Raw genomic sequence first — 25,803 nt, forward strand, 5'->3', positions numbered from 1 at the left:
GACAGCCTGCACTCCTTCCTCATGGACAAGTTCAGCGGACGCCGCGAAATCGTCGGGTTCCGCAGCTCCGTCATCTACCAACACGCCCGAAAGCAGGTCATCGAACCACTCGACCCGTAACGCGCGGCCACAGGGTCGAGACAGTGCGCACATCTACCGCCGACCAGGCGCGGCGCGTCGCCAGGACCACTTGATCAGGCGCGCGCTCATGCCGCTACCAGGGCGCGTCGGCCTGCGAGCGGCCGTCACTGTCCGTGCGGTTGCTCGGGCGCTTTGTCGGTGGCGAGGTCGGGGCTGGCGTTGAGGCCGGTGGCGATCTGATCCGGTAGCGGGTAGACGTGCTCGACAGGCAGTTGAGCTGCTGCCGCCTGTTCGTTGCCGCCGCGCAGGAGCTCTCGGATTTGCTGCACGGTGGGGGTGATGTCGGTGATAGTGACAACCCAGTCGTCGACGTACCGGTCCACAGCCTCGCGGGACAACCCGACCTGCAGTGACCGGTGCGGCAACGCCGTCAGATGCAGGGACCGTTCCGGATCCCACTGCACTCGGACCGGGCTAGTCTTCAGGTGCCGTGACCAGGTCGCCTTGTCCCCGTGCAGGTCTCGGTCGTAGTGGCTCAGGCAGGCCCGCGCCAGCGCCCACTCAAATCCCTCCAGCGTGATGTCGATGGACAGCACGCGTTCCTGCCCCGGCTTGGTGGCCCAGCCGCAGCGGTACATCATCCACAGGAAAGACGGTTTGATCCACGTCATCCGGTCCCGCTTGAAGGGGGCTACGAAGCGGCCGGCTGCCACCGCCGGCAATGCGATCTGCGGGGAATACGCCTGGTACACGGTGATGGTGTCGGAGGAGTAGCGGGCGCGGATCTGACGGGCGGGAACAGGCACCCCCCGATCCTCACCGATCGGCACTCGACCGTTCCACCGAGATTCCGCATCGATGCGAGTGCCAAGCCGAACTGAACCTTCGGCGGCATTCGCGTCTGCCGCCTACCGATCGTCACTATCGGTCACGATGATTCAGCTGTCATGCGGGCGGCCGGTTACCGGCGCTGATGCCGTGCCCGCCGCCACAATTCCGCGCGGATGGCTGGCCACCGTTGTGGAAACGCCTGTTCGGCGTACCACAGGGTGTCCGGTGGGTACGACCGGCCGGGCAAGCCGGCGACTGTCGCGGCGACGGCTTCGCCGGCGCGCATGCGGTAATACCGCCGCCAGCGCTCCGGCGACCCTCCGGGGCTTTCGTTGAGCTCCTGCGTCAGCCGCACCCGCAAGGCGTGTAATTGGTGTGACAGGTTTTCGCCGCTCGGCCAGCCGTGCGGCAACGCGTCGAGCACGGCGCGGACTGCGGACTCGGCACGCAGGTCTTGCTCATCGGCGAGCAGGTCGAGCACCCAGCGCAGCGCGGTGCGCTGCGTCGACTCGTCGGCCAGCAGGAACATGGCCGCCAGGTCCGGGTCCGCCGCGCCGAACGTGCCCGGTGGGCGTGGATCGTCGGGGATCGGCGTGCGCAGCGCCACCGTCGGGTGCGGCTGGTCCAACCAGGCAGGGTCCAGCCGGATGCCGGTGCGCCGCTCGACGAACGCCAACTGGGCGGGGTAGTCCAGGTCGTCGCGCAGCGGGGCGCGATCCTCGTCGAGGGCCGTGGGTTGCTCGCCGGCGGGCTGGTCGTCGTTGAGGCTTTCCAGCCGGGTCAGCACCTTGCCGAAGGCGGCGTAGCAAAGGAAACTGCGCCCGTTAGCTGCGCCCCACCAAGAGCTGTGTACCGCGGCGCCGTCGGACAACCACCGCAGAGCCTCGTCGCGGACGCCCTCGCAACCCGCGGTCTGGACCATGACCACGGCGGGCCCCATCTGGTGCAGGTGCACCGTCCCGAAATGTTCCTCGAAGTCCCACCCGGCAAGTTGCTCGATGTCGGCCGGGTCCCCGCCGAGCCGGCGGGCCGCCTCTGGCACGGTGACGGGCTTGGTCAGCGGCTGGACAACCGTCCAGCACTCCACGAAGTCGACCAGATCCGGCTTCGCTTCGAGCAGCCGCTGGTACCACGCCACGTCCTCGTCAGGCATCGACCCATCCTTCCATCCGGATCGACCGGCCTGAGACCACGTTCCCCCCGGGCAGTGCAGAATGCTGTCCCATCAAACGACACCCCGGTACCGAGTCGCGGTCCAGGGCGCACCCAAGCCATGACTACGACCGGTCGGCGGGGTTCTCGGGACGGGAGGATGAGACGGGGCCGTGGAGCGCTCTGGTGTCTGTCTCATCTGCCGCGCCGTACGAAGCCGGCCACCGAGGCCGGCAGTTCATCCTGCGGCATGTCCTCGCAGCCGGGACGATGGAAGTCGAACAGGAGCACAACGCGGTCGCTGGTGCCGTAGTTCCACGCCTCATGCGTGACGGTGTCGTCGAAGACGAAGGTTTCACCCGCGCGCCACTGGCGAGTCTCGTCGCCCACTCGCAGCGCGCAGTCCTGCGGCACGACGAGTCCGAGATGCGCGCGGTAAACGGTAGTAACCCATCCCTGATGTGGCTTGATGTGGGTGCCAGGAGCCATTCGAGAAAACCCAGCGGTCGTCAGGTGAGGGACCTTCGTCAACGCGGAAGCAGTGTTCGGGCATGCCTCGAGCGCCTCCTCGATCCGCTCGCCGAAGGCGACAAGTCCGTAGACACTCCAGCCCTGGCCGTACATCTCGCGTTGGACCCACGGCTGGTAGGTCTCATGCGGGAGAGCAAGACACTCATCCCGAATGGCATCCCACAGTGCTCGAACGTCGGCTAGGAAAGGGAACTGCTGCTGGTCCACGAACATGAGAAACCATGATGCACCAACGTCGGGTGGTGTGGGCTACGACGCCGCTCCGTGGAGCCACATCAAGATAGGCCCTTGTTCGTACCTACACCGTTCGCGGTCGTCGCCGCGTGGACCCGGACCGGTGTGACACCCAACTCGGCCAACGTTCGTGGTCAAGGCATTAGGCGCGAGGTGCGTGGTCGGTCATGCTCGCCGTGTCCGCTAATCCTCGAAGGTGAATCCGAAGGTGCCTGCCTCGATGCGGTCGATGAGTTGGCTGACATCGTCGGCTTGCCGGATCGCATCTTCCCAGCCACTGCTGGTGATGTCGGCCAGTAGCACCGGTGCGGGGTTGCTGCGCAGGTCGAGCACAAGGTGTTCCCGTGAGCCGTCACTGCCGATGATCGCGATGCCGGGATGCGCGTCGGTGGCGTGGTCCCAGGCGTCATGGACTTCGAGCATCTCGCGTGGTGAGTTGAGCCAAACGTAGGCTCCGCTGGACATCCAACCTCGCCGGGTCCACGACTCACCTTGCAGGTAGGTTCGCCAAGCGGCCGGCAGAGACCGGCCCAGGGCCTTGTCGGCGGTGGTGAACTCGTGGTCGTTCACTGCGCCGTGGTACTCGGCTTCCTCGATGATGGCGCCGACGATGTGGGCGTTGAGGTCGGCAAGCTCCTCGGCGGGGATCCGATACTCCAGCACGTCGCGGTCACCGGCCTGGTGAACCTCGTAACGGTCCAGGTACGACCGCTCGACGTCGAACCGGGTTACGTAGCCGATACCGTCGGCGGGGACGTTCCACTCGCGGGCGATCTTCGTGGCGTACCAGCGGTTGAGGACGGGGTAGAAGATCGGTTGGTCCGCCAGGCGTGGTGGCCAAGACCGCCACCCCGACAGTCATGTCATCCCTGCATGACATGACGGATGGCATCAGGATCGGCCAGCACAGCGGTCAACGCCGATTCGGGACGATCGGGAGCAGGAGGCCATGACCGAGGTTCTTCCCCGCAGGGGCGCGCCGCTGGGCATTCAGGTGATGGCGGTGGAGCCCGGCTGATGGCGGTGGAGCCCGGCGCCTTGCGCACCCGCGCCTGCGCCGGCTTCGCGGCGACGACCCCATCGAGGCTGAGAGACCGTCGATCGGCGGGGCTCGGCGTTGCGATACCGTCATGGGTGCCCACACCGGCGTTGAGTAGTCCGCATCCGTCGGCTGTCGATGATCCGCAGGGCACCCACCAATCCAGGGAGAACCCGATGCCGGAGCCTGAGCCCGTCCAGGACGACCACGCGGCGGATGCCGAAGCCTCAACCACCGCCGAGGCCGAGCAGCCTGCCGTTCATGAAAATCGGGCTGCCCGGCGCGCGAAGGGCAAGGTTGCCTCGCCTCAACCATTCGGAAAGGGTCAGCACATCGGCGGCCGAGGCTCGGTCCAGAGCCCGCGCCAGTGGGGCAACCGTCGAAGCGGCTGATCCGTTGGTGGGGCCCGTTGTCAGCACCCATCACTGATCAGCACAGCCGCCGGGCGGCGGCAGTGCGGGTACGCGCCGACCGTGACCTTCTCGATCGCGGCGCGGTGTCCGCGTACCGGTCGGCTTGGGGTGGGGGCTCTGACGGCTCGGCCTGCGGTCGGCAAGCTCGTCGCACACGTCCAGTCCGGCGCTGGCGCGGTGGCGGCCCAGGCCACCCCCAACCCGTTCGTGGCGTACGACGGCCTGCCGTTGCTCGGCGAGGGGCGCTCGCCGGAGGACGTCCTGTCCGAGTTGCTGGCCCGGGACCCGGGCCGGGAGGTACGGCAGGTCGGGATGGTCGAACGCCAGGGTCACTCGTACGCCTTCACCGGCTCGCGCACGCGGGACTGGGCGGGGCACCACACCGGGCCCGGTTACGCGGTGCAGGGCAACCGCCTGGTGGGGCCGGAAACCCTCGCGGCGATCGTTGGTGCATTCGACGACAGCCGGGGCCTCGACCTGGTGGAACGGCTCGTGCGTGTCGACGACGCCGAGCATCCCGCGTTGGAGCTGCGCCGGCTGTATGGCGTGTTCCAGGCCGAGGTGCTGCCGACCATCGAGCAGTTGCCGACGCGTGAGGACCCCATGGGCGAGGCGGCCCGACAGGCGTCGAGGTAGCCGGCCCGTCTCGGCTGGGGAGCCATCCGGCCCCTGCCACGCAGTGCGCTGCCCGGGCTGCTGGGCGGCGCGCAGCGGGACCTGGTCGGCATCCTCGACGCCCTCGCCGGGTGGGCCGCACGAGTCGGAGTGCAGCAGAAGGGGCCAGCCCTGGTTGAGGCGATCGACAGGAACTTCGCGATCACGGCGCCGTTGGACGCACAGCTTCCTCGATAGCGGTGCGACCGGTGGCGGACGCCGCGAAGGCCGGGCGCCAACCACCCGCACCCGGCCCGTGCCCTGATCACCAGTGGCGGCACCGGTTGCCAGCGGATCACGGCGACACTAGGTTGAAATTATCGACGAACGTCTACGTAACAAGGTGTCGGGGGCCGCATGTCAACGTCTGTCACTCGCCGCACCGTCCTGACCGGTGGCGCCGGTGCCGCCATCGGCCTGGCGCTGCCCGGCGCCGCCTCCCACGCTGGCGGCCGCCACTCCACGAGCGTGAGCTTCACCCTCGACGCGAGAACGCTCGACGGCGGCGAGCAGGTCACCTCTGTCACTCTCCACACCGGCCGGCTCGGGCCGATCGACGCCGCCACGCTCACCGCCGACACGTTCACAGTGCATGCCAAGGCCACCAGCCCGATCCCGATCGCTCCCGGCGATCTGATCTTCAGCGAGTACGACCTGGACCGTACGGTGACCGCGGCCCGGCTCGACAGGCACGGAAACATCGTGCTGGAGCTGAGCCACGCCGAAGGCCAACCCGGCGGTGGCACCCTCGGCTACGTCCTGAGCAGGGGCCGCAACGTCCAGCTGGACCTCGTCTACACCATCACGCAGAACGCCCCGCTCGTCCGGCGTCACGGCCCGCCGGTCACCATCACCCGCTTCGTGCAGGGGCGGTTGTCGAACCCCGAGGTGGACGCCTTCAGCCACCACGTCTCGGGTTCGGGCATGAAGTACCGGCTGTATTCTCCGCAGCGTTCGCCCCGCCACGGTCGTCGGCCGCTGATCCTCTGGCTGCACGGCGGTGGCGAGGGTGCCTCACTGCCCGACGACTACTACGACAACGAGACCACGCTGCGCGCCAACCGCGGCGCGCTGGGCTTCGCCACTCCGGAGGCTCAACGGATCTTCTCCGGCGCGTACGTCGTCGCTCCGCAGAGCACCTCCTACTGGATGGAGGACGGCCCCCGGTTCGCCCCGCTGATCCGCGAAGTCGTCGCTGACCTCGTACGCCGCAAGCGTGTCGACAGCGACCGGATCTACGTGGCCGGTTGCAGCAACGGCGGCTACATGTCCCTGGAGATGACAGTTGCCTATCCCGACCTGTTCGCCGCGTCGGTGCCGATCTGCGGCGTCGTCGAGCCGCTCGGCGGAGGCGGCCCGCCGCTGATCACCGACGCGGAGCTGGCGGGGATCGACACTCCGACCTGGCTTGTCACCTCGCGCGACGACGACACAGTGCCGCCCGAGACCAACACGATCCACGCCCACAACCTCATTCCGGGATCACTGGTCACCCTGTACGACCACGTCGTATGGAACGGCTACCAGTTCCCCGGTCACTGGTCCTGGATCTACGTGGCCCGCAACGACCCGAGCCGCAACGGCACCCACATCTGGCAGTGGATGGCCAGCCGTCGGCGGTGATCCGCCGCCTGCCGCGCGCGCGGTCAGTACACCGTCAGCCCGTGATCGTGGAACTGGCCACGGACCCGACGCAGCAGCGCCTCATCCGGCGGCGGCGTGCCCTCCAGCGGGAACGGCAGGCCGAGGGCGGCGTACTTCTGAGCGCCGAGCCTGTGGAAGGGCAGGACCTCGACGCGTTCGACGGTGGGCAGGTCCGCAGCGATGGACGCGACGGCGTCGACGTTGCGCGGGTCGTCGGTGAGGCCGGGCACGAGGACGAAACGGACCCAGATCGGCGTACCACGGTCGGCAAGGCGGCGCGCGAACCGCACTGTCGGCGTCAGCCGCCCGGTGCCTGTCACTGTCCGGTACGTGGCCGGGTCGCCGGACTTGATGTCGAGCAGCACCAGGTCGGTGGCGTCGAGCAGCGCGTCGTCGGCGCGGTCGCCGAGCAGGCCGCTGGTGTCCAGGGCGGTGTGCAGCCCCATCTCCTTGCAGCCTCGCAGCACCTCGCCGGTGAAGGCGGGCTGTTGCAACGGCTCGCCGCCGCTCACCGTGACGCCGCCGTGCGCGACCTTCAGGAAGCGTTCGTAGCGGCGGATCTCGGTGAGCAGGTCGTTGACGGATGTGGGTCGGCCGTAACGGCGGTACTGGGTGTCGGGGCTGTGGCAGTAGAGGCAGCGCAGCGGGCAGCCGGCCAGGAACGCGACGAACCGGGTGCCCGGCCCGTCCACTCCGGTGGAGATGTCGAAGGAGTGGAGCGAGCCGGTCACCTGCTCTCTGACGGCGGCGGCCATCACAGCGATCCGTGGAAGGTCCGGAAGATGACGTCGCGTTGCTGCTCGGGAGTGAGCTTGACGAAGTTCACCGCGTACCCGGAGACCCGGATGGTCAGCTGCGGGTACTTCTCCGGGTGGGCCATGGCGTCCTCGAGAGTGGCCCTGTCCAGCACGTTGACGTTCATGTGGAAGCCGCTGCCGTCGGTGTAGCCGTCGAGCACTCCGGCGAGGTTGGTGATCCGTTCGTCACGGGCGTGGCCGAGGCCGTCCGGGGTGACGGTGATCGTCAGCGAGATCCCGTCGCGCGCGCTGCTGTACGGCAGCTTGGCGACCGACAGCGCGGCGGCGACCATGCCGTGCGTGTCGCGGCCGTTCATCGGGTTCGCGCCTGGAGCGAACGGTTCACCCGCGCGCCGCCCATCGGGCGTGTTGCCTGTGTGTTTGCCGTAGACCACGTTCGAGGTGATCGTGAGGACCGAGAGCGACGGCTCGGCGCCCCGGTAGGTGGGCTGCCGCCGGATCTTGTCCATGAATCGTTCGACCAGGTCGACGGCGATCGCGTCGGCGCGGTCGTCGTTGTTGCCGTACGTCGGGAAGTCGCCGTCCACGGCGTAGTCGACGGCCAGGCCGACCTCGTCGCGCAGCACCTTGACGTGGGCGTGCTTGATGGCGCTGAGGCTGTCCACGGCGACCGACAGGCCGGCGATGCCGGTGGCGAGGAAGCGGTGCACCGGGTAGTCGTGCAGTGCCATCTCGATGCGCTCGTAAGCGTACTTGTCGTGCATGTAGTGGATGACGTTGAGCGCGTCGACGTAGGTCTCGGCAAGCCAGTCCAGCGTCCGGTCGTACGCGGCCATCACCGCGTCGAAGTCGAGCATGTCGTCGGCGATCGGCTCGGCGACGAACACCTGCTCGCCGGTCATCTCGTCGCGACCGCCGTTGATCGCGTACAGCAGGGCCTTGGCGAGGTTGGCGCGAGCGCCGAAGAACTGCATGTCCTTGCACACCCGCATGGCCGACACGCAGCAGGCGATGGCGGTGTCGTCGCTGTACGCCTGTCGGATCAGGTCGTCGTTCTCGTACTGGATGGCGCTCGTGTCGATCGACACCTGGGCGCAGAACCGCTTGAACCCCTCGGGAAGCGCCGGCGACCACAGCACTGTCAGGTTCGGCTCCGGGGCCGGACCCAGGTTGTACAGGGTTTGCAGGTAGCGGAAGCTCGTGCGGGTGACAAGCGGGCGGCCGTCGCGGCCGATCCCGCCGAGCGACTCGGTCACCCAGGTCGGGTCGCCGGAGAACAACTGGTCGTACTCCGGTGTGCGCAGGAACCGGATGATCCGCAGCTTGATGACGAAGTCGTCGACGAGTTCCTGCGCCTCCTGCTCGGTGAGCAGTCCTTCGGCGATGTCGCGCTCAAGGTAGGTGTCGACGAAGGCGGCGGTCCGGCCCAGCGACATGGCCGCGCCGTTCTGCTCCTTGGTGGCCGCCAGGTAGGCGAAGTACAGCCACTGGATCGCCTCGCGGCCGGTGCTCGCCGGACCGGAGATGTCGCAACCGTACTGGCCGGCCATGTTCCGCAGCTCGTCCAGCGCCCGAATCTGCTCGGCCAGTTCCTCACGGTCGCGGATCACGTCCTCCGACGACAGCTGGGCGTCGAGCGAAGCCTTGACGGCCCGGCGCTCGGCGATCAGGCGGTCCACCCCGTACAGCGCGACGCGCCGGTAGTCGCCGATGATCCGGCCACGGCCGTACGCGTCCGGCAGTCCGGTGATGATGTGCGAGCGGCGGGCGGCCTTCACGTCGGCCGGGTAGGCGTCGAACACACCGTCGTTGTGCGTCTTGCGGTACCGGCTGAAGATCGTCTGTACGGCCGGGTCGGGGGTGAAGCCGTACGCCTTGAGACCGGCCTCCACCATCCGCAGCCCGCCGTTCGGCATGATCGCGCGGCGCAGCGGCGCGTCGGTCTGCAGGCCAACGATGAGTTCGTGGTCCCGGTCGAGGTAGCCCGGCTCGTGCGAGGTGATCGTGGAGGGGGTGTGGGGATCGACGTCGTAGACCCCGCGACGACGCTCCTCGACGAACATCTGCTGAAGCTGCCGCCAGATCCGTTCGGTGCGGGGCGTCGGCCCGGTCAGGAACTCCGGCCCGCCGGTGTACGGCTCGACGTTGTCGTGGACGAACCCGCCGACGTCGATCGTGTCGCGCCAGACGGTGCCGCGGAACCCGCGCCAGGCCTCGTGGGATGTGGTGGCCATTGCCCCTCCTTCGTCTCCTCCCAGCCTGGCCGAGGAACGACCCCACCGTTAAGGGCCGGAGGTCCCGGACGGTCGGGACCGTCCGGGACCTCCGATCTCAGCCGCGCGCGGCCCAGTCGCCGAGAGCCCAGTCACGGACCTCGGGCATGTCCTCCAGGTGCTCCACCACGTACGCCTCGTGGCGGTCGAGCTGACTCTGGCACCACGCCTTGAGATCAGCGGCGCCGCGGGGGAGACGCTTGGCGTTGTTTATGGCGTCCATCACCAGGTGGTACCGCGATGCCCTGTTGCGCACCGTCATATCGAACGGGGTGGTGGTCGTACCCTGCTCGATGAAGCCGCGGACCCGGAAGCGGTCCGCGTCCGGGCGACCGTGTACGAGCTGGTGGATCGCGCCGGGGTAGCCGTGGAAGGAGAACACCACGTCGACGTCGTCGGTGAACAGCTCGGTGAACAGGGTCTCGCTCATGCCGTGCGGGTGGTCCTTGGGCCGGACCAGGGTCATCAGGTTGACCACGTTGACCACGCGGACCTTGAGGCCGGGAAGCCTGTCGCGCAGGATCTGTGCCGCCGCGACCGTCTCCATGGTGACGACGTCGCCGGCGCAGGCGAGGACGATGTCGGGGTCGCTGGTGCCGTCGTCGGTGCCGGCCCACTCCCAGATCCCCGCCCCACGGGCGCAGTGTTCGATCGCCTCGTCCATGGAGAGGTACTGCAGCTGCGGCTGCTTGTCGATCACGATGAGGTTGATGTACGACCGCGACCGGAAGCAGTGGTCGGCCACCGACAGCAGGGTGTTGGCGTCCGGCGGCAGGTAGACCCGGGCGACGTCGCCGCGCTGGGTGAGCACCACCTGGATCAGGCCCGGCCCCTGGTGGGAGAAACCGTTGTGGTCGTTGCGCCACGCCGTCGAGGTGAGCAGCACGTTGAGGCTGGGCACCTTCTCGCGCCACGGCAGGTGCTTGGCCTCCTGCAACCACTTGCCGTGCTGCACGGTCTGCGAGGCGCTGACCATGGCGAACGCCTCGTACGTGGCGAACATGCCGTGCCGGCCGGTCAGGTTGTAGCCCTCCAGCCAACCGTGGCAGTTGTGCTCACTGAGCACCTCCATGACACGGCCGTCGCGGCTGATCGCCACATCCTCCGGCGTCACCCGCTCCATGAAGGCGCGGTCGGAGACCTCGAAGACGCTGCCGAGCCGGTTGCTGTTCGTCTCGTCCGGACAGAACAACCGGAACCGGTCGGCGTTGCGGGTGTAGATGTCGCGCATCATCTCGCCCAGCTTGCGCGTCGACTCGGTCCGCTGCTGCGCGGGTCGGGGCACGTCGACCGCGTAGGAACGGAAGTCCGGCAGGTCCAGATCGCGGGTCAGCACCCCGCCGTTGGCGTGCGGGCTGGCACTCATCCGCAGGTCACCGTCGGGTGCCAGGTCCCGGATCGCCGCCACGGGCGCGCCCGAGGAATCGAACAACTCTTCCGGCCGGTACGACCTGAGCCAGCGCTCGAGCAGCGCGAGATGCTCCGGGTTGTCCTTGACGCCGGACAGCGGCACCTGGTGTGACCGCCAGGTGCCCGTGACGGTGATCCCGTCGACGGAGTCCGGCCCCGTCCAGCCCTTCGGCGACCGCAGGATTATCAGCGGCCAGGTGGGACGGGTGCCGTCCCAGGAACCGTCACGGGCGGCGGTCTGAATGTCGCGGATCTTCGTCCAGGCAGTGGAGAGGGCAGCCGCGAAGCGGTGGTGCATGCCGGGCAGGTCGGAGCCCTCGACCTCGATGACGTCGTAGCCGTGGCCACGCAGCAGGCTGCGTACCTCCTCGGGGTCCTTGCGCCCCAGCACCGTGGGACCGGCGATCTTGGCGTCGTTGAGGTGCAGGATCGGCAGGACCGCGCCGTCTCGTTCGGGGTTGAGGAAGGACACGCCCTTCCAGGAGCCCTCGAGGGGTCCGGTCTCGGCCTCGCCGTCGCCCACCACGGCGATGGCCAGCAGGTCCGGGTTGTCCATTACCGCGCCGAATGCGTGGACCAGGACGTAGCCCAGCTCGCCGCCCTCGTGGATGGAGCCGGGGGTGGTCACCGACACGTGCGACGGGATGCCGCCCGGGCTGGAGAACTGCCGGAACAAGCGCAGCATCCCCGCCTCGTCCTGGCTGACGTCCGGGTAGATCTCGCTGTAGGTGCCTTCCAGATAGCCGGCGGCCACCAGTGCCGGGCCGCCGTGACCCGGACCGGCCAGGTAGATCGCCTGCTGACCGGTGCGCCGGATCAGCCGGGAGACGTGCGCGTAGATCAGCGACAGGCCAGGGCTGGTTCCCCAGTGGCCGAGCAGGCGTGGCTTGATGTGCTCAGGCGCCAGGGGCTCACGCAGCAGCGGGTTGCCCTGTAAATAGATCTGCCCGATGGTCAGGTAGTTGTTGGCCCGCCACCAGGCGTCCAGACGGGCGAGTTCGGTGTCATCGAGTTCGTCGAGCGTACGAAGTTCGGATACGACCGTGGTCACGGTGGTTCCCTTCACAGATCTCGTCTTGTCAGGACTTACGTTAGGCCCAGCCGGGGTCGGCCACCCGGGGCCGCATGCCGGAAGCGGAAGGACCTTCGGCCCCTGTTCCGGGACCTCAGTGCGCCGTTGGTGTGATCAGGAATACCGGGTACTCCGGCGCTATCTCAGTGAACTGAGCGAGTGAGGAGTGCCTGTCGATCGGGAAGTGCGCCCGGGCGCCCGGTGCCTTGGCGAGATATTCGCGAAGGATGGGCGCTCGGTGCGCCACGTCGACCTCGACCAGCCGGACCGGCTCCCGCCGGCCATGCCGCAGGGTGGCCGCACCGTCGGCGACCCGGACGTTGGCCACCCAGTTGGCCCGGCGCCCGAGCATGGAGACCAGGTAGCGCTGCCCGTCATGAATGGTCATCACCAACGGGAAGGCCACCGTCCGCCCGCTCCTGCGGCCGACCACTTCCAGAGTCACCCAGGCCGACGGGGCCAGGAACCCGCTGCTGTGCTGGGCGGCGGCGATCCGGTTGAGCACCCGGGCCAGGCGGCCGGGGCGACCGCCCCGGTACATCCGCTTGCGCCATGACCGTGAGATGATCACTGGTCGCTCTCCTTCAAAACTTCGGACAGTGGCCGGCGCGGTGTCACCGCGGCCTGCGGTCCGTATCCGATCCGGATGATCATCTGAGCCCAGCGGTCGGCCGCGGTGTCGGTGAGCAGTTCGCGGACGGCCGGAACCTCGATCGGTTGGCTGATGGGTGTGGTGGCCAACCGCAGCCGGGTGGCCACGAGCAGGACGTGCTGCAACGCCTGACCGGCGCGGACCCAGTTCTCCGGGCTGTCACCGAGCGTCGCGAGCACGGCGATTGTCGGGTGCGCCTCGAAGAACTCATTCGTCCGCCAGGGTTGCGGGTGGACGAGGCCGAAGTCCCGGATCGGCATCCGTTCGAGGGCGTCCCAGGGTCCGATGGCGGCCGGTGGAACGCCATCGTGGCGGCCCGGCGTGGGCCTCGTCCAGCGGCTCAGCTCGGCCCGATAGCGGCCCTCGTTGCGCAGTTGGCGCTCGGCTTGGTGTCCGAGCCCCAGGATGGCGTTGCGGGCGACCGGGCCGGCGATCGTGAGTGCCGCACCCTGGTCTGCGGCGGCCAGTCTCAGCTCCTCGATCGCGTCGGCGGAGACCACCGAGTCGGCGAAGGGCCACCGGTTGGTGTGGCGCCGGGCGATCGCTTCGGCCAGCGTCGTCACGGCTTCCGGCGGTGGGTCTTCGCGGTCGAGCAGCACCCGGGCCACCAGTTGGGGCGAGTCCGGTTCCGGGAAGAGGACGTACGTCGTCCGCCATCCCTGCGCCCGCAGGGCCAGCCGCAGGGTGAACAGGGCCGCACCGACACTGATCAGCAGTTCACGCCCGGACGCGTCCAGCGCGTCGAGTTGGCGGCTGCGGTCCGCGTACACCCGCACTTCCTGGTCGGTGACCCGGAAACGCCATGGCTGGCTGTTGTGCAGCGACGGGGCGAGCGTCGCCGCCGCCACGCACCGGGTGAGCACGTTCATGAGGTGCCCATCTGCACAAGCCAGGGCCAGACCGCCTCGGGTGGCGCGTCGATTGTGACTGCCCGGGTGGAGACGATGTCCGGATCGGCAAGGAATTCGTCACCCGGCAGCGTGGCCCTCACCTCGGCAGCGGTGGCTCCCCACGTGAGCCACCGCCCAGGCCGTTGGAGCACGGTTCCCTTCATGACCTCTCCTTCCTGAGCGAAGCGGGCCCTCCCGGCCGAGTCAGCCGGCGGTCGCCGGTCCGTAGTACGCGGCGTCGCCTCGAACATAGGCCCCCACCGATCGGTGCCGGAATGGCCGAGGGACCCGTGAGGACGGGACCACCGGCCCGGCGGCCGTACCCGATGGTCGTCGTGACGTTCCCGGCGGGGCCGGAGGGTGACAGGGCGCGCGAGGCACTGCCCCGGTCGTTGAAGCAGTCCCACGATCGGTTGTGCACCGTCTCCCGTGCCGTCGAACTTGGCACTCCCGTTTCGGTCATCGATACGGCCGTGGCCACGGAAGGGCTGACGACCCCGGACGGCATCTGAGGTCGTGGCGGCCATGCGACGTGAGGCCGATAGCAGCGGTGTCCGCTGGTCTCCGTGGCGTGACCCTTCGGTCCCCCGAGCGGCAGCGCCGAAGGTGACGGATACTCGCTGGATGACTGGACCGGACCTCGACCCCGAACAGTATCCGCCCATCGACCCGCGTGAACCCGTACCGGACGACGCCAGCGAACTGCTGCCGGACACGCCCGACGAACTGCCGCAGGCCCCGGTCGAACCGATGCCGGATGACGGCGGCGACGACGGTGTGCGCGAGCCGGCCTAGCCGGTGACGGTTCGGGCCGTCCGAGCGCGAGGTGTCAGACGGATCCGACGCCGCCGAAGCTGACCGCCCGCCGTCCCGTCCCGCGCCTGAGGTCCGGCGGCGGACCGGCGGCGCCCTGCTGCGGGCGGGCACCCGACGTGAGAGTTCAGGCCCGGGTGATCCGTACCGCGTCGGCGACCACCAGCCCGGTGCCGCCGGTCCAGCGGCTCACGCCGACCGTGTTGCCGGTGCCGGCTGCCAGGGTGAACACACCGATCGAGACCCACCGGCCGCCATTGGTGCGTTGGTTGACGGACACCGACCTGTTGCCGGTGGTGGTCGCCACCAGATACGGCGTCTGATCGTTGTAGCCGGCGTCGGCCGGGTACCAGACCGAGATCTCGTAGTTTCCGGTTGCCGGGATCGTCGACCGGAACCAGGCGACGTCGCTTGACGACACCGGGCTCGCGAACCGGTAGTCGGTGCCGTACCGCTGGCCGGAGTAGGCCGAGGTGCCCCATGCGGTGCTCGCCGTGAATCCGCCCGAGGTGCTGTTGTCGATGGTCGTGGTCCACTGCTGCGGCGGGGTCTGCGTGACCCTCAGGTCGAGGTAGTTTCGGTCGATCTTCATCGTCACGCCACCCCACGTCTCGGTGACGTCTCCGGCGTACTGGTGCACCCGCTGCTGGTTCGCGTAGTAGGCGTCGGGGCAGTAGCTGCCGGCCCGCGTGTCGGCCACCCCGTTCCACCAGCCGATCCAGATCTGGTCGAGTCGCCGGTAGCTCGGGTTGTCGTACGCGTCGCAGACGTCCTTGATGCCGGACGAGCCGCTGGAGTACATGCCGGCGAGGTAGCCGCGCGCGTGCAGTTGCTCGACCCAGCCGGACAGGAACGACAGCACGGCGGCCCGGCACGACGCGTTGGACGGGTACTGCTCGATGTCGTTGTAGATGGTGCTCGCACTGCCGATGCCCAGTGCCTGGGCGGCGTTGGCGGACCTGTTCGCCGCGGAGACGCCCTGTGACCGGGCCGTGGTGGGATCGGCTGACATCTTCGGAGCGCGGGTGCCGCACGGCGCCTGGTAACCCAGCTCGATGGGGAGCAGCCGCCATCCGTTGTTGGTCTGGTTGGTCACCCATGTCGCGGTGAGGTTGGGCTGGGAGCACGTGCGGCTGTCCCCGCTGATGTAGATGCCTACCGCGCCGTAGGGCGAACTGGCCCGCCACGTGTCCATGGCGGCCTGTGACGGCGCCGTGCAGGTGTCGAACCCCCGGCCGGTGAAGGTGCCGGGTTGCGGGCCGGCGGCCAGCGGCGCCACGGCGGTCGAGGTTGGTACGGGTGTCGTGGCACCCGCGACCGAGCCGGCCGGTGCCACGACCCCTGCGGCAACGGTGAGACCCACAAGCCAGCTGGCGAAGACCCGCACGTCGCCTCCATGTGAAGAAAACCTTGGCCGTTGATGGCCTACGTGACGGATTTCTACCACGAATCGACGAGCGGCAATAGGGGGCCGAGGCGCTCGACGCGAACGAGCACGACGCAGAAAAACTGCTCGGCGTGCGGTGGTCAGGGCGGCTAGGTTGCCGGATGTGAGCACTATCGTTTCGGTGAACCTGGCAGTTCCGGAGCCCAACCCGGCCAAGGGTGTTGGTGTCACGGGTATCAACAAGCAGCCGGTGGGCCACGCGGTCACCGTACGCGCGCCGGGGCCAAAGACGACCGGGCTGCACAGCGGCCTGGTCGGCGACCGGATCTTCGACGTCGAGCATCACGGCGGTGACGACCAGGCCGTTTACGCGTACGCGCTTGAAGATTACGGCTGGTGGCAGGCGCGGCTGGGCAGGCGGCTGTCCAACGGCCTATTCGGCGAGAACCTGACGACCGAGGGGGTCGACGTCAACGGCGCGGTCATCGGCGAGCGGTGGCGCGTCGGCGCACGGTTGGTCCTGCAGCCGACCTTCGGTCGCATTCCGTGCGTCACGTTCCAGCACAAGATGGGCGAGCCGGGCTGGGTGAAGACATTCGCCAGGGCGAACCGGCCGGGCGCCTACCTGCGGGTGGTGGAGCCGGGCGAGGTGCGGGCCGGTGACGTGGTGAGCGTGGAGGACCGTCCGGCGCACGGGGTGTCGATCGCGATGGCGTTTCGTGCGTACATGACCGAGCCGGAACTGCTGCCTGAGTTGGTCGAGGTCGACGGGCTACCTGACGATCTGCGTGAGACCCTCGCGGAGCGGCTTCCCCGACGACGGTAGCTCGTGATCGAGTGGTCGCGACGAGGTGCATCCAAGGCACCAGGTGGCGACGGACGGAATGATGACCCATGCTCCAGGCCCTCGTAGCGGAGCCGCCGTGCGCGGCGTGTGGGCGACCGTCAGCACGTGTCGAACTCGTCCCACCCGGCGCCCGACCTGCTGACTGGCGGCGCTGGCCGTCGGCGCAGCGCAACACCTACAACGCTGCCCGGCAGGGCGGCGGAGGCGATCAGTGGTGGCTGCTGTTCTCCGGGATCGCGGCGGGCAACGGATCCGGCCAACCGGTCGACGTGGCGCAGGCGGAACGGATCGCCGATGCCTTCGCCCAGCCGTACCGGTACGCGGCCGTAACCACCGCTGGCTTCTACGACGACGCCGGCCTGTGCAGCCAGTGCGATGCCCCGTACTGCCGCCAGCATTGGAACGTCTCAAACACGGGCTACGGACGATGCCCTCACGGTCACGGCAGGAGCCTTGATCCGCACTGGTGGCCCGACGATCTATAGAGGCTTCAACGGCCGCAGGACAACTGTCGGAGCGTCGGCCATGGCCCCACCGGTCGGCGCCAACGGTTGGGTCGAGGGATCATCCGCCTCCCGTGCGTTCCTTCGACGCATCACCACCAGTGCGAGCGCGCCCAAGCCCGCGGCGAACAGCAGGCCGCCCAGGAGGAAGAACAGCGACGAACTGCTGCCCTCGTCACTGACGGCCTTGAGGGTGGGCGGCGCGGCCTCGGAGGTGACGTCGCCCGCTGCGGCGAGAGGGCTTTCCTCCGCAGAGGGCGACGTCGACGTCTTGGCGGGCGTCGCCACCGCGGAGAGGGTGAGCCGTACGGTCGCGACGTCACCGGCGCTGCCCCGTACGGTCGTGCGGGCGGTGCGGTAACCGTCCTTGGCCGCGCGGACAGTGATGGTTCCTGCGGCGATCGTCTTGCCGGCGCTCGATGTGACCGAGAACTGGCCGCTGGGGTTGCTGGTCGTCCGGTATTCGTGCCCGGCGCTGTCCTGGATTGTCAGGTCCACGCCGCTGACTGCCTTTCCGGCGGCGTCGCGGACCCTGCCGGAGACCCCGCTCACCCCGGCAGCCGGTTTGTCTGCGCTGGACGGCGATGCACCTGGGCCGTGGACGTAGACCATCTTGTGGTCATAGCTGTTCTGCCCGGCAAGCCGTACGCCGATCGAGATGTTGAGGCCGGTGGTCTCACCCGGGCGCGCCGAGGGGGCGACGAGCGTGGTGTCGAAGGTCTGGCTCCGGCCAGGTCCGAGTTTGGGCTCTACCCTGCATCCAGAGGTGCATCGCAGGCCGCCGCCGACCACCACGATGGCCGTTTCGGCTCGTTTTCCGGTGTTGGTGACGCGGTACTGCACGCGTACCGTCTCGTTGGGTTTCACGTTCTCGGCCGACACGCTCAGGATGCGGACGGTTTCCGGAGCGGCAGTGGCGGGTGCCGCCGACACCGCGAGCGTGCCCGCGGTCAGCGAGATCAATGCGGCCGCTCGGGTCCATCGGACACGTAAGCGTGTCGTCACTTCCAACCACCCTTTCCAAACGCGGGCAACACCGGTCGATGCCGCCGCGGGCCACTATGCCCTGTCCGGGACGGGTCGCGCGATCCCACCTCCGACGTCTCGCCGGAGGGCCCAACCGTGCCAGGGCGGGATGTGAACGGGTTGGCCGCCCGTACATGTCCATTGAGCAGCTTCAACGTACGCAGCTGTGGGTTGCCTACTGGCCGAATGTGGCGCGTAGGTCCGCGTTGATCAGTTCGTTGAGCCGCTTGCGCAGGTGTCCCAGTAGCGGCGGGTCGGGCAAAGGCTCGGCGACCCACAGTGTCCAGCGCAACTGCGTGCCTTGTGTGCCGTCGGGCGCCAGGTCGAAACGCACCTGGGCATCGGGCCGCCGGGGCCAAAGTGACGACCAGAGGACCAGGTGCGGGTGCTCCGCGTGCAGGATCTGCGGAGTTTGCTCGTCGTCGAGTAGGCACAGCCAGGGACGCGTCGGGTCACGGTCAGGATTGGTGAGCGCCTCGAAGACGATGGCCGGTGGAGGCGGCTGGCTACGCGTGCGGCTGCCGGCTTCGAGCATGCCTCAGAGTACGAGTCCGTCAGCCGCCCGGGCAGCGGGTGTCCCCGCCGCTGTGTTCCACGCAGTGCCCCGGCGGGCCGGGCATGGTCGGTGCCGGCGGCGGATCGAGGTCCCGGGCTGTGAGCACGGCGATCGGTGCGGCGGGCACGGCGATCACGACGGTCAGCACAAGGAAGACAACTGCGGTGCGTACCTGCCGCAGCTGGTACGCGACGAGCGCGATGACGGCCGGCCCGGCGGTCGCCACAAACGCGGCGACCAGCAGGGCCACACTCGCCCGACGTCTGAGGCTCTCGAACTCGTCGGGCTGGTCGCCGTAGCTGACGCTCCACTGCTCCAGGCCGATCGCCACCCACCATCCAGCCGCCGCGATCAGTCCGCAGACCCAGACCAGGACCAGGAGCCCCACGATCGGGCCGCCCCGCCGGCCTGCCCCAACCTTCTCAGCCGTCACGCGGTCCAGCATGGGTGGGGCACTCCGTTCGGGCATGAGTCGGCGTACTCACGTCGCAGCTGCGCGGGCGGCCGGCTCGTTCATCGTCCTGAGCACCGGCAGGGACGCCATCGGACTGAGGGCAAGCGCCGCGATGGCCACCGGCAGGGATGTCGCCTGAGCTAGCGCGCCCAGTGCCGGCGCGGCGAGTCCGCCGGCGCTGACGGCGAGACCGAGAGTGAGACCGCTCGCGGTGCCCACCCGACCGGGAAGGTAGTCCTGTCCGAGGGTCAGGTGCAGGGAGAAGGGCACGTACAGGCTGACTCCGGTGACGGCGACTCCCAGCAACCCGGACCAGCCGGGCAGTACGACGATCATGAGTAGGCCTGGAACGACGCATAGGTTGGCGTTGCGGATCAGTCGGACCCGGTCGCGGTGACGGTCGGCCAGCACGCCCCCCGCGATGGTGCCGAGCGCCCCGGTCGCGGCGAGCAGCAGTAGCGCCGCCTGGCCGGCTATGACCGTGCCGGTGCGTTCGTTCAGCAACAGCGCGACGAAGGTGCCGAGCCCGTACGTCACAAGGGAACGCAGGACAACCAGGGCCGTGAGCCGACGAAAGGCTGCCCAGTCGTCGGCGGGTGGCGACAAGACTGTGGCGGGCAGCGTCGCCGCCGGGACGCTGAGACGTCGGGTCGCCGGCAGGAGGCGGACGGTGACGGTCGCCATGACAAGCGCTGGTGCCAGGAGCCAGAGCGTCGCCGACAGTCCGGCCATCGCGACGATGGGAGCGACGAGCAGCGGGGCGACGGCCACGCCGAGGTTGCCCGAGAAGACGAACCAGCTCATGGCCCGATGGCTGCCGGCGGCCGCCGCCCGGGCCAGTCGCGCCGCCGCCGGATGATAGGCGGCGACGCCGAGGCCGGAGACGGCGAGCGCGGCGCACGTCGCCGCGTAACTCGTGGCCGGGCCGCTGAGCGCGATGCCGACCGCCGCCAGGGTGGTGCCGGCCGGAACGAGCCAGGCGAGATGGTGACGGTCGGTCAGCCAGCCGAACAGCGGCTGCGTGATCGCGGACAGCGCGGTCGCCGCGAGGGTGAGGCCCCCGACCATCAGGTACGTCCAGCCATGGGCAGCGGCAAGGAAGGGCAGCAGTGCGGGCACCGCGCCCTGGTACAGGTCGTTCACGCTGTGACCGACGGCGAGGACCGACGAATCGGATGCGCGACCGCGTGGCTGTCTCATCACCAGCCCAGCCTGCGCCGACCTCCGCTTCAGCCGGTACGGCGTATCGTGCCAGCCGATGTCGCAAAACAGCCACGCAGCCAGCGCGTACCGGCGGATCCCGTTGCAGGATCGACAGTCGATCCCTCGGCACACGCATCGGGTGCCGCAGCTCCTGGTTCCCACCTGCGGGGTGGTCGGGATCTCCACTCCCACGGGAACGTGGGTGGTGGCCGGACCCGCGTACGCGCTGTTCGTCCCGGCCGGGCTGCCCCACGCCCATCTGGCGCACACCCGCAGCGTCATCGCCACAGTGCTGCTCGTCGACGCGCCATCGACCCTTACGGGAACCGGCGAACCCACGCTCGTCTTCCTCACCGAACTGGCGCGACACGTCGTCCCGGCGCTCGTCGACCACCACCGCGACGGAACCGAGCGGCCCGCGCTGCACGCGGTCCTGGTGCAGGAACTCGCGTCGAGAGGACCGACCCGTAGATCGTGCCTGCGGCTACCCGAGCCCCGCGACCCGCGACTTGTCGCACTGGCCGAAACGTTGCGGCAGGATCCCGCAGACCAACGCGGCCTCACTCAGCATGCGCGAGCACTTGCCACCAGCCAGCGCACGCTGAGCAGGCTGATGGCGACCGAACTCGGCCTGAGCTTTCCCCGGTGGCGGGCGATGCTGCGGCTCGCCGCCGCGCTCGACGACCTCGCGGCCGGACGCTCGGTAAATGAAACGGCCCACCGCTGCGGGTTCACCTCCACCAGCGCGTTCATCGCCCTCTTCCGGAGCGTCCTCCATGTCACGCCGGGCAGGTACCAGCGGTACCTGAACGATGACGAGGCGTGACACCGGGCCTGCTCACATCCGTTCCGGGGTCCGGATGCCGAGCACGTGGAGCCCCTGCCGGAGCACCCGGGCGGTCAGGTCGCAGAGCACCAGACGGCTCTCCCGGACCGGTCCGTCCGTCCGCAGCACGGGACACCGCTCGTAGAACGTGCTGAACGTGGCGGCCAGCCGGTACAGGTACCCGGCGAGGCGGTGGAACTCCAGGTTCACGGCCACCTCGTCGACCACTCTGGCAAAGCCGAGCAGCTCGAAGGCGAGTGCCCGCTCGGCCGGCTCGGCCAGCGAGATCCCCGCTTCCGGGCAGGCCGCCACGCCGGCGCGCCGGAAGATCGACTGGATCCGCGAGTACGCGTACTGAAGATAGGGTGCGGTGTTGCCGTCCAGCGAGAGCATCCCCTCCCAGTCGAGCACGTAGTCCCGGTGCCGGTCACTGGACAGGTCTGCGTACTTGATCGCGCCGATGCCCACCGCCCGGCCGACCTCGGCCGCCTCGGCCTCGCCCAACTCCGGGTTCCGCTGCCGAGCCAGTGCGGTGGCCCGAGCGATTGCCTCCTCCAACAGCCCCACCAGCTTCACCGAACCGCCGGCCCGGCTCCGCAGCATCCGTCCGTCCGGCCCGAGGATCGAGCCGAACCCGACGTGCTCGGCCCGGGCCGGCGGGGTCAGCCATCCGGCCTGCGCGGCGACGGCGTACACCATCTCGAAGTGTCGCCGCTGCGGCAGGCCGACCACGTAGAGCAGCCTGGTCGCGCCCAGCGTGGCCGTCCGGTGCCGGATCGCCGCCAGGTCGGTCGCCGGGTAGCCGTACCCGCCGTCGGATTTACGTACGATCAACGGCAGTGGCTCGCCGTCGCGTCCGGCGCAACCGGGCGGGAACACGCAGGCCGCGCCCTCGCTCTCCCGCAGTAGCCCGAGGCGGTCCAGGTCCTCGACCACAGCGCCGAGCAGATCGTTGTAGCTGCTCTCACCGTGGAAGTCCCGTTCGGTGAGGGTCACGTCCAGCAGGTCGTAAACGGTCAGGAAGTAACGCTCGGACTGCTCCACAAGCAACCGCCACAGCCGCAATGTCGCCTCATCGCCGCCCTGCAACGCCACGACCCGCCGCCGCGACCGCTCCCGGAACGCCTCGTCGCCGTCGAACTTGGCCCGAGCCGTCTTATAGAACGAGTCCAGGTCACCCATCGACAGCTCCTGCGCCGCGTCGGCTCCGCCCAGGTCGGCCAGATGCTCGATCAGCATGCCGAAGGGCGTACCCCAGTCGCCCAGGTGATTGGCCCGCAGCACCCGGTGCCCCAGCCACTCCAACAGGCGCGCCGCCGCGTCGCCGATCACCGTCGACCGCAGGTGCCCGACGTGCATCTCCTTCGCCACATTGGGCGCCGAGTAGTCGACCACCACCGTCTCCGGCGCGGCCACCACAGGCACGCCCAGCCGCGAGCTGACCGCCAGCGCGGACACGAGCCTGGTCAAGGCGGCGTCGGAGACGGTCAGGTTGAGAAAGCCCGGGCCGGAAAGCTCCGCCACGCTGCACAGGTCGGCCAGCTCAGCGTGCCGCAGCACCTCGGCGGCGATGACGCGCGGCGGTCGACCGAGCCGCCGGGCCAGAGCCAACGCCGCGTCGGACTGGAAATCAGCCCGTTGGGAGCGCCGCACGACCGGGTCGACCGGTTCGCCCGCCACCGTCGCGAACGCCGGCACCAGCCGGTCGGTCAGAAGCTTCTCCAAATCCATTGGTACGCCGATCTCGCTCGGACCCGCAGCGCGGATCACCGGATGAGGATGCGGGCGGACCGAGGACGATCGACGATGACCGGCGGCTCGATCCGCCGGTCACAGAGAAGATTGCTCAGCGCAGGCGGTCGTGGTGCCGCCGGCGTCGCCGCGCGCCGAACAGGACGTCGGGGGACGCCTTCGGGTACGCGGGCGAGCTGATCATGCCGTCAGCTTAACCTGGCGGATCTGCCGCGCAACGCCATTAACCGGCAGCCCGACCACGTAGAGAACAGACGAGCCGAGCACTGGAGTCGCAGTTCGATGCCGGGTCGGCCCGCATGCGGGCCGGTGCTTGGGTAGCCTCCCGGGCGTGATCGAGCTTGTCGAACGGCATACGGCCCTCGCCGTCGTGGTCGGGTCGCGGGCGTACGGGCTGCATGGCCCGGACTCCGACTACGACCGGCGTGGTGTGTACGTGGCACCCACGCAGGCGTTCTGGCGTCTCGACAAGCCGCCCACCCACCTCGACGGTCCGGCGGCGGAGCAGTTCTCCTGGGAGTTCGAACGCTTCTGCGTGCTTGCCCTGCAAGGCAACCCGACGGTTCTGGAGGTGCTCTGGTCCCCGCTGGTCGAGTCGATAACCGTCGACGGGGAACGGTTGTTGGCGGCGCGGCAGGCGTTCCTGTCGAGGCGGGTGGCGGACACCTACGGCAGCTACGCCCGCGATCAGCTCAACCGGGTGGCCGCCCGCCGCGCGCGTACCGGCGAGACGAACCACAAACAGGCGATGCACATGATCCGGCTGCTTGTCGCCGGGGTGCACGTGCTGCGTACCGGGGAAGTGCTGGTCGACGTTCGCCACCTGCGTGACCGGCTGCTCGCGGTGCGGGGCGGCGAGTTGCCCTGGGACGAGGTCGCCGCGTGGGGGGCTGACCTACTTGTCGAGCTCGCCGATGCAGCCGCCACCACCGCGCTTCCCGAACAGCCCGACCGGGATGAAGTGGATCGGCTGCTCACGGGCGTACGGCAAAGGAACCTGCAGTGACCATCGAGGTGCCGCCGTGGGCCGCCGAGGCAGTCCGCGCCCTGCCCCGCCCGCTGCTGTTCGCCACGGTCAGCGGTGCGCATCTGTACGGGTTCGCGTCCGTCGACTCCGACCTGGATCTGCGAGCCGCGCACCTGCTCGCGCCCGAGGAGGTGGTCGGGTTGCGCACCGGGCCGCAGACGTTGCAGCACATGGGCGTGCGTGACGGTGTCGAGCTGGACGTGGTGAGCCACGATCTGCTGAAGTTCGCCAAGCTGTTGAACAGCCGCAACGGCTACGTTCTGGAGCAGGTGTTGTCGCCGCTGGTGGTCGTGACCAGCGCGGTGCACGCCGAGCTGGTTTCTCTGGCCCCGCGACTGGTCACCCGGCACCACGCGCACCACTACCTCGGGTTCGCGGCCACCCAGGAGAAGTTGTACGCCAGGACCGGGCAGCTCAAGCCCGCGCTGTACACGCTGCGGGTCCTGCTCACCGGCATCCACCTGATGCGGACCGGCCGTCTGGAGACGGACCTCGGTGTGCTCGGAGCAGGATTGCTGTACGTGCCGGATCTCATCGCCGCCAAACGGGAGGCCGAACACGGACCGCTCCCCACGGGCGCTGCGCAGCGACTCGCCACCGACGTGCCGCTGCTGCGCGCCGAGTTGGAGACGGCCCGGGACTCCTCGGCGCTGCCCGGGGACGTGGATCCGGCCGCGGTGGACGCCCTGCACGACCTGGTGGTGCGTACCCGGCTGGGTTGAGCTCGCCGACCGGTCCCTCCCGAGGTGGCCTGCCGGGCGCGGGCACCCTGCCGTTCAGCCGCTCATCAGCGCCCTGCGCACATGCCGCACTCCGTAGTGCGCGCGTGATTTGACGGTGCCGACGGGAAGGCCGAGCCGGTCGGCGACCTCGCCGGCGGAATGGCCCTTCACATACAGTTCGAGCAGCACGGACCGCTGGGCAGGGCCGAGTTCGCCGACGGCGCGCCGCAGGGTCAGCGATGCGATCGCCGTTTCCGCAGCGGCGTTCACCGGGGGCGACAGGTCCGCCTCGGCCAGGCCGACCTCCACGGGCCGCGTCTGCCGTTTGCGGTACGCGTCGATAGCCAGGCGTCGGGCAACCTTGAACAGCCAGCGCCGCTGCGGCTCCGGGCCGGAGGGCATCTGGTCGAGGTTGCGCCAGGCTCTCACCATGGTCTCCTGCACCAGGTCCTCGGCGGTACAGGATGAGCCCGGCGGGGTCAGTCTCCTCAGGTAGTGGAGCAGCGCGCCGCCGTTGGCCAAGTGGAGCTCGCGCATGTGCGCCTCGATATCAGGTGACGTCGCCATCGTGTTCCCCCATCGGCGTCAACAGTTCGGGGGGAAGCGTAGGAGACCGCCTGTAAATTCCTACTCTATTGCCAGTGAATTAGTTTGTGATGTGCCATTCCGCTGCATTAAACAATGCGCGGAAATGGCGTCACGAAGCCCTACCCAGGCCGAGATTGCGAGTTTCGGTAAATGAGATAGAGATGGACGGCGGCCCGCAGCTCCGCTGTAGCGGGCCAGCCACGCGAGCGGGATACGTCTCCGCTTCGCGGCTCACCAGCGGTCCACGGGATGACATCACGCCCTGCACTACGGGGCCGGGTGGTCGGAGTTCACAAGCGTCCGGCCGCAGCCGCCGGTAGCAGCGGTCCCGTCCGAACTGCTCGCCTAAAGGATGTCTCGTAACTCGGTGAAGGCGTTGCCCGGCAGCGGTGCTGGTGTCACCCCGCGAGGATGATGTTGTGGAGGTGGGCGATGCCGGAAGCGGTGTCGGTCAATGTGCTGGCG

At 69.0% G+C, this 25,803-nt stretch carries 24 protein-coding genes and 1 pseudogene; 8 read left to right on the top strand and 17 right to left on the bottom strand.

The window, feature by feature from the left end:
- Nucleotides 1–245 precede the first annotated feature (245 nt).
- The 4 genes and pseudogenes from ACPXB1_RS29845 to ACPXB1_RS29860 all read right to left on the bottom strand — a co-directional run.
- Nucleotides 246–887 carry a DUF4291 domain-containing protein gene (locus ACPXB1_RS29845; protein ID WP_355628132.1) on the bottom strand — a complete coding sequence of 214 codons (642 nt, stop codon included), beginning with the start codon at nt 885–887 and terminating at the stop codon, nt 246–248.
- 155 nt (nt 888–1,042) lie between these two features.
- Nucleotides 1,043–2,065 carry a hypothetical protein gene (locus ACPXB1_RS29850; protein WP_355628129.1) on the bottom strand — a complete coding sequence of 341 codons (1,023 nt, stop codon included), beginning with the start codon at nt 2,063–2,065 and terminating at the stop codon, nt 1,043–1,045.
- A gap of 194 nt (nt 2,066–2,259) precedes the next feature.
- Nucleotides 2,260–2,808, bottom strand: coding sequence for an aspartyl/asparaginyl beta-hydroxylase domain-containing protein (locus ACPXB1_RS29855; protein WP_425736109.1), 549 nt, complete (start codon nt 2,806–2,808; stop codon nt 2,260–2,262).
- A gap of 618 nt (nt 2,809–3,426) precedes the next feature.
- Nucleotides 3,427–3,684 (bottom strand): annotated as a pseudogene (locus tag ACPXB1_RS29860) (ADP-ribosylation/crystallin J1); the annotation flags it as partial.
- A gap of 657 nt (nt 3,685–4,341) precedes the next feature.
- Between ACPXB1_RS29860 and ACPXB1_RS29865 the strand changes: the two are divergent.
- Both ACPXB1_RS29865 and ACPXB1_RS29870 read left to right on the top strand, forming a co-directional pair.
- Nucleotides 4,342–4,917 carry a DUF1028 domain-containing protein gene (locus ACPXB1_RS29865; RefSeq protein ID WP_355593250.1) on the top strand — a complete coding sequence of 192 codons (576 nt, stop codon included), beginning with the start codon at nt 4,342–4,344 and terminating at the stop codon, nt 4,915–4,917.
- Between the two features lie 375 nt (nt 4,918–5,292).
- The gene (locus ACPXB1_RS29870; RefSeq protein WP_425736110.1) at nt 5,293–6,558 is read left to right on the top strand and encodes a prolyl oligopeptidase family serine peptidase; all 1,266 of its coding nucleotides are present in this window, start codon (nt 5,293–5,295) and stop codon (nt 6,556–6,558) included.
- Nucleotides 6,559–6,581: 23 nt separating this feature from the next.
- Here the strand turns inward: ACPXB1_RS29870 and pflA are convergent, their stop codons facing one another.
- The 6 genes from pflA to ACPXB1_RS29900 all read right to left on the bottom strand — a co-directional run bounded on the left by pflA (nt 6,582) and on the right by ACPXB1_RS29900 (nt 13,798).
- On the bottom strand, nt 6,582–7,334 hold the full coding sequence (pflA, locus tag ACPXB1_RS29875; RefSeq protein WP_425736111.1) for a pyruvate formate-lyase-activating protein: 753 nt from the start codon (nt 7,332–7,334) through the stop codon (nt 6,582–6,584).
- Nucleotides 7,334–9,571 carry a formate C-acetyltransferase gene (gene pflB / locus ACPXB1_RS29880; RefSeq protein ID WP_425736112.1) on the bottom strand — a complete coding sequence of 746 codons (2,238 nt, stop codon included), beginning with the start codon at nt 9,569–9,571 and terminating at the stop codon, nt 7,334–7,336. Before pflB ends, pflA begins: the two co-directional genes overlap by 1 nt.
- A 97-nt stretch (nt 9,572–9,668) precedes the next feature.
- Nucleotides 9,669–12,071: a phosphoketolase family protein gene (locus tag ACPXB1_RS29885; protein ID WP_355593258.1), complete on the bottom strand. Its 2,403-nt coding sequence runs from the start codon at nt 12,069–12,071 to the stop codon at nt 9,669–9,671.
- A gap of 115 nt (nt 12,072–12,186) precedes the next feature.
- On the bottom strand, nt 12,187–12,663 hold the full coding sequence (locus ACPXB1_RS29890; RefSeq protein WP_355593260.1) for a nitroreductase/quinone reductase family protein: 477 nt from the start codon (nt 12,661–12,663) through the stop codon (nt 12,187–12,189).
- Nucleotides 12,660–13,613, bottom strand: a complete 954-nt coding sequence (locus tag ACPXB1_RS29895; RefSeq protein ID WP_355593262.1) for an Acg family FMN-binding oxidoreductase — start codon at nt 13,611–13,613, stop codon at nt 12,660–12,662. Before ACPXB1_RS29895 ends, ACPXB1_RS29890 begins: the two co-directional genes overlap by 4 nt.
- Complete coding sequence (locus ACPXB1_RS29900; protein WP_355593264.1) at nt 13,610–13,798, bottom strand: hypothetical protein; 189 nt, start codon at nt 13,796–13,798, stop codon at nt 13,610–13,612. Before ACPXB1_RS29900 ends, ACPXB1_RS29895 begins: the two co-directional genes overlap by 4 nt.
- A 460-nt stretch (nt 13,799–14,258) precedes the next feature.
- On the opposite strand from ACPXB1_RS29900, the gene ACPXB1_RS29905 reads away from it, so the two are divergent.
- Nucleotides 14,259–14,429: a hypothetical protein gene (locus tag ACPXB1_RS29905; RefSeq protein ID WP_355628124.1), complete on the top strand. Its 171-nt coding sequence runs from the start codon at nt 14,259–14,261 to the stop codon at nt 14,427–14,429.
- 145 nt (nt 14,430–14,574) lie between these two features.
- On the opposite strand, the gene ACPXB1_RS29910 is transcribed toward ACPXB1_RS29905, so the two are convergent.
- Nucleotides 14,575–15,834 (bottom strand): glycoside hydrolase domain-containing protein, encoded by a 1,260-nt coding sequence (locus tag ACPXB1_RS29910; protein ID WP_355593268.1) that lies wholly within the window; start codon nt 15,832–15,834, stop codon nt 14,575–14,577.
- A gap of 163 nt (nt 15,835–15,997) precedes the next feature.
- Between ACPXB1_RS29910 and ACPXB1_RS29915 the strand changes: the two genes are divergently transcribed.
- Both ACPXB1_RS29915 and ACPXB1_RS29920 read left to right on the top strand, forming a co-directional pair.
- The gene (locus ACPXB1_RS29915; protein WP_355593270.1) at nt 15,998–16,660 is read left to right on the top strand and encodes an MOSC domain-containing protein; all 663 of its coding nucleotides are present in this window, start codon (nt 15,998–16,000) and stop codon (nt 16,658–16,660) included.
- A 68-nt stretch (nt 16,661–16,728) separates the two neighbouring features.
- Complete coding sequence (locus tag ACPXB1_RS29920) at nt 16,729–17,166, top strand: hypothetical protein (RefSeq protein WP_425736113.1); 438 nt, start codon at nt 16,729–16,731, stop codon at nt 17,164–17,166.
- Here ACPXB1_RS29920 and ACPXB1_RS29925 read toward each other — a convergent pair.
- The 4 genes from ACPXB1_RS29925 to ACPXB1_RS29940 form a co-directional block, all read right to left on the bottom strand.
- Entirely contained in the window at nt 17,161–18,147 is a 987-nt protein-coding gene (locus ACPXB1_RS29925; RefSeq protein WP_425736114.1) for a carboxypeptidase-like regulatory domain-containing protein, read from the bottom strand. The two genes, ACPXB1_RS29920 and ACPXB1_RS29925, sit on opposite strands and share 6 nt — an antisense overlap.
- 238 nt (nt 18,148–18,385) lie before the next feature.
- Nucleotides 18,386–18,745: a hypothetical protein gene (locus ACPXB1_RS29930; protein WP_425736115.1), complete on the bottom strand. Its 360-nt coding sequence runs from the start codon at nt 18,743–18,745 to the stop codon at nt 18,386–18,388.
- A gap of 19 nt (nt 18,746–18,764) precedes the next feature.
- On the bottom strand, nt 18,765–19,199 hold the full coding sequence (locus tag ACPXB1_RS29935) for a hypothetical protein (RefSeq protein WP_425736116.1): 435 nt from the start codon (nt 19,197–19,199) through the stop codon (nt 18,765–18,767).
- A gap of 48 nt (nt 19,200–19,247) precedes the next feature.
- Complete coding sequence (locus ACPXB1_RS29940; protein ID WP_425736117.1) at nt 19,248–20,420, bottom strand: MFS transporter; 1,173 nt, start codon at nt 20,418–20,420, stop codon at nt 19,248–19,250.
- Between the two features lie 58 nt (nt 20,421–20,478).
- Here ACPXB1_RS29940 and ACPXB1_RS29945 point away from each other — a divergent pair, with 58 nt between their 5' ends.
- Complete coding sequence (locus tag ACPXB1_RS29945; protein WP_355593281.1) at nt 20,479–21,249, top strand: AraC family transcriptional regulator; 771 nt, start codon at nt 20,479–20,481, stop codon at nt 21,247–21,249.
- Nucleotides 21,250–21,261: 12 nt separating this feature from the next.
- Here the strand turns inward: ACPXB1_RS29945 and argS are convergent, their stop codons facing one another.
- Complete coding sequence (gene argS, locus ACPXB1_RS29950) at nt 21,262–22,980, bottom strand: arginine--tRNA ligase (protein WP_425736120.1); 1,719 nt, start codon at nt 22,978–22,980, stop codon at nt 21,262–21,264.
- 352 nt (nt 22,981–23,332) lie between these two features.
- On the opposite strand from argS, the gene ACPXB1_RS29955 reads away from it, so the two are divergent.
- Entirely contained in the window at nt 23,333–24,007 is a 675-nt protein-coding gene (locus ACPXB1_RS29955; protein WP_355593283.1) for a nucleotidyltransferase domain-containing protein, read from the top strand.
- A complete protein-coding gene (locus ACPXB1_RS29960; RefSeq protein ID WP_425736118.1) occupies nt 24,004–24,750 on the top strand; it encodes a nucleotidyltransferase domain-containing protein in 747 nt (248 codons plus the stop codon). The genes ACPXB1_RS29955 and ACPXB1_RS29960 overlap by 4 nt, the downstream gene beginning before the upstream one ends.
- Nucleotides 24,751–24,804: 54 nt before the next feature.
- On the opposite strand, the gene ACPXB1_RS29965 is transcribed toward ACPXB1_RS29960, so the two are convergent.
- Entirely contained in the window at nt 24,805–25,287 is a 483-nt protein-coding gene (locus ACPXB1_RS29965; RefSeq protein WP_425736119.1) for a sigma-70 family RNA polymerase sigma factor, read from the bottom strand.
- Nucleotides 25,288–25,803: the final 516 nt, after the last annotated feature.

Origin of the sequence: Micromonospora sp. DT68, from assembly GCF_049847245.1 — a bacterium.
In the GTDB taxonomy this organism is placed as follows: Bacteria; Actinomycetota; Actinomycetes; order Mycobacteriales; family Micromonosporaceae; genus Micromonospora; species Micromonospora profundi.

Bases quoted from the DNA above. Each gene is read 5' to 3' on its own strand.
- ACPXB1_RS29850 (WP_355628129.1), bottom strand. From the start codon at position 2,065: ATGCCTGACGAGGACGTGGCGTGGTACCAGCGGCTGCTCGAAGCGAAG.
- ACPXB1_RS29855 (WP_425736109.1), bottom strand. From the start codon at position 2,808: ATGTTCGTGGACCAGCAGCAGTTCCCTTTCCTAGCCGACGTTCGAGCA.
- ACPXB1_RS29870 (WP_425736110.1), top strand. From the start codon at position 5,293: ATGTCAACGTCTGTCACTCGCCGCACCGTCCTGACCGGTGGCGCCGGT.
- pflA (WP_425736111.1), bottom strand. From the start codon at position 7,334: ATGGCCGCCGCCGTCAGAGAGCAGGTGACCGGCTCGCTCCACTCCTTC.
- pflB (WP_425736112.1), bottom strand. From the start codon at position 9,571: ATGGCCACCACATCCCACGAGGCCTGGCGCGGGTTCCGCGGCACCGTC.
- ACPXB1_RS29895 (WP_355593262.1), bottom strand. From the start codon at position 13,613: ATGAACGTGCTCACCCGGTGCGTGGCGGCGGCGACGCTCGCCCCGTCG.
- ACPXB1_RS29900 (WP_355593264.1), bottom strand. From the start codon at position 13,798: ATGAAGGGAACCGTGCTCCAACGGCCTGGGCGGTGGCTCACGTGGGGA.
- ACPXB1_RS29905 (WP_355628124.1), top strand. From the start codon at position 14,259: ATGACTGGACCGGACCTCGACCCCGAACAGTATCCGCCCATCGACCCG.
- ACPXB1_RS29920 (WP_425736113.1), top strand. From the start codon at position 16,729: ATGCTCCAGGCCCTCGTAGCGGAGCCGCCGTGCGCGGCGTGTGGGCGA.
- ACPXB1_RS29930 (WP_425736115.1), bottom strand. From the start codon at position 18,745: ATGCTCGAAGCCGGCAGCCGCACGCGTAGCCAGCCGCCTCCACCGGCC.
- ACPXB1_RS29940 (WP_425736117.1), bottom strand. From the start codon at position 20,420: ATGAGACAGCCACGCGGTCGCGCATCCGATTCGTCGGTCCTCGCCGTC.
- ACPXB1_RS29945 (WP_355593281.1), top strand. From the start codon at position 20,479: ATGTCGCAAAACAGCCACGCAGCCAGCGCGTACCGGCGGATCCCGTTG.
- argS (WP_425736120.1), bottom strand. From the start codon at position 22,980: ATGGATTTGGAGAAGCTTCTGACCGACCGGCTGGTGCCGGCGTTCGCG.
- ACPXB1_RS29965 (WP_425736119.1), bottom strand. From the start codon at position 25,287: ATGCGCGAGCTCCACTTGGCCAACGGCGGCGCGCTGCTCCACTACCTG.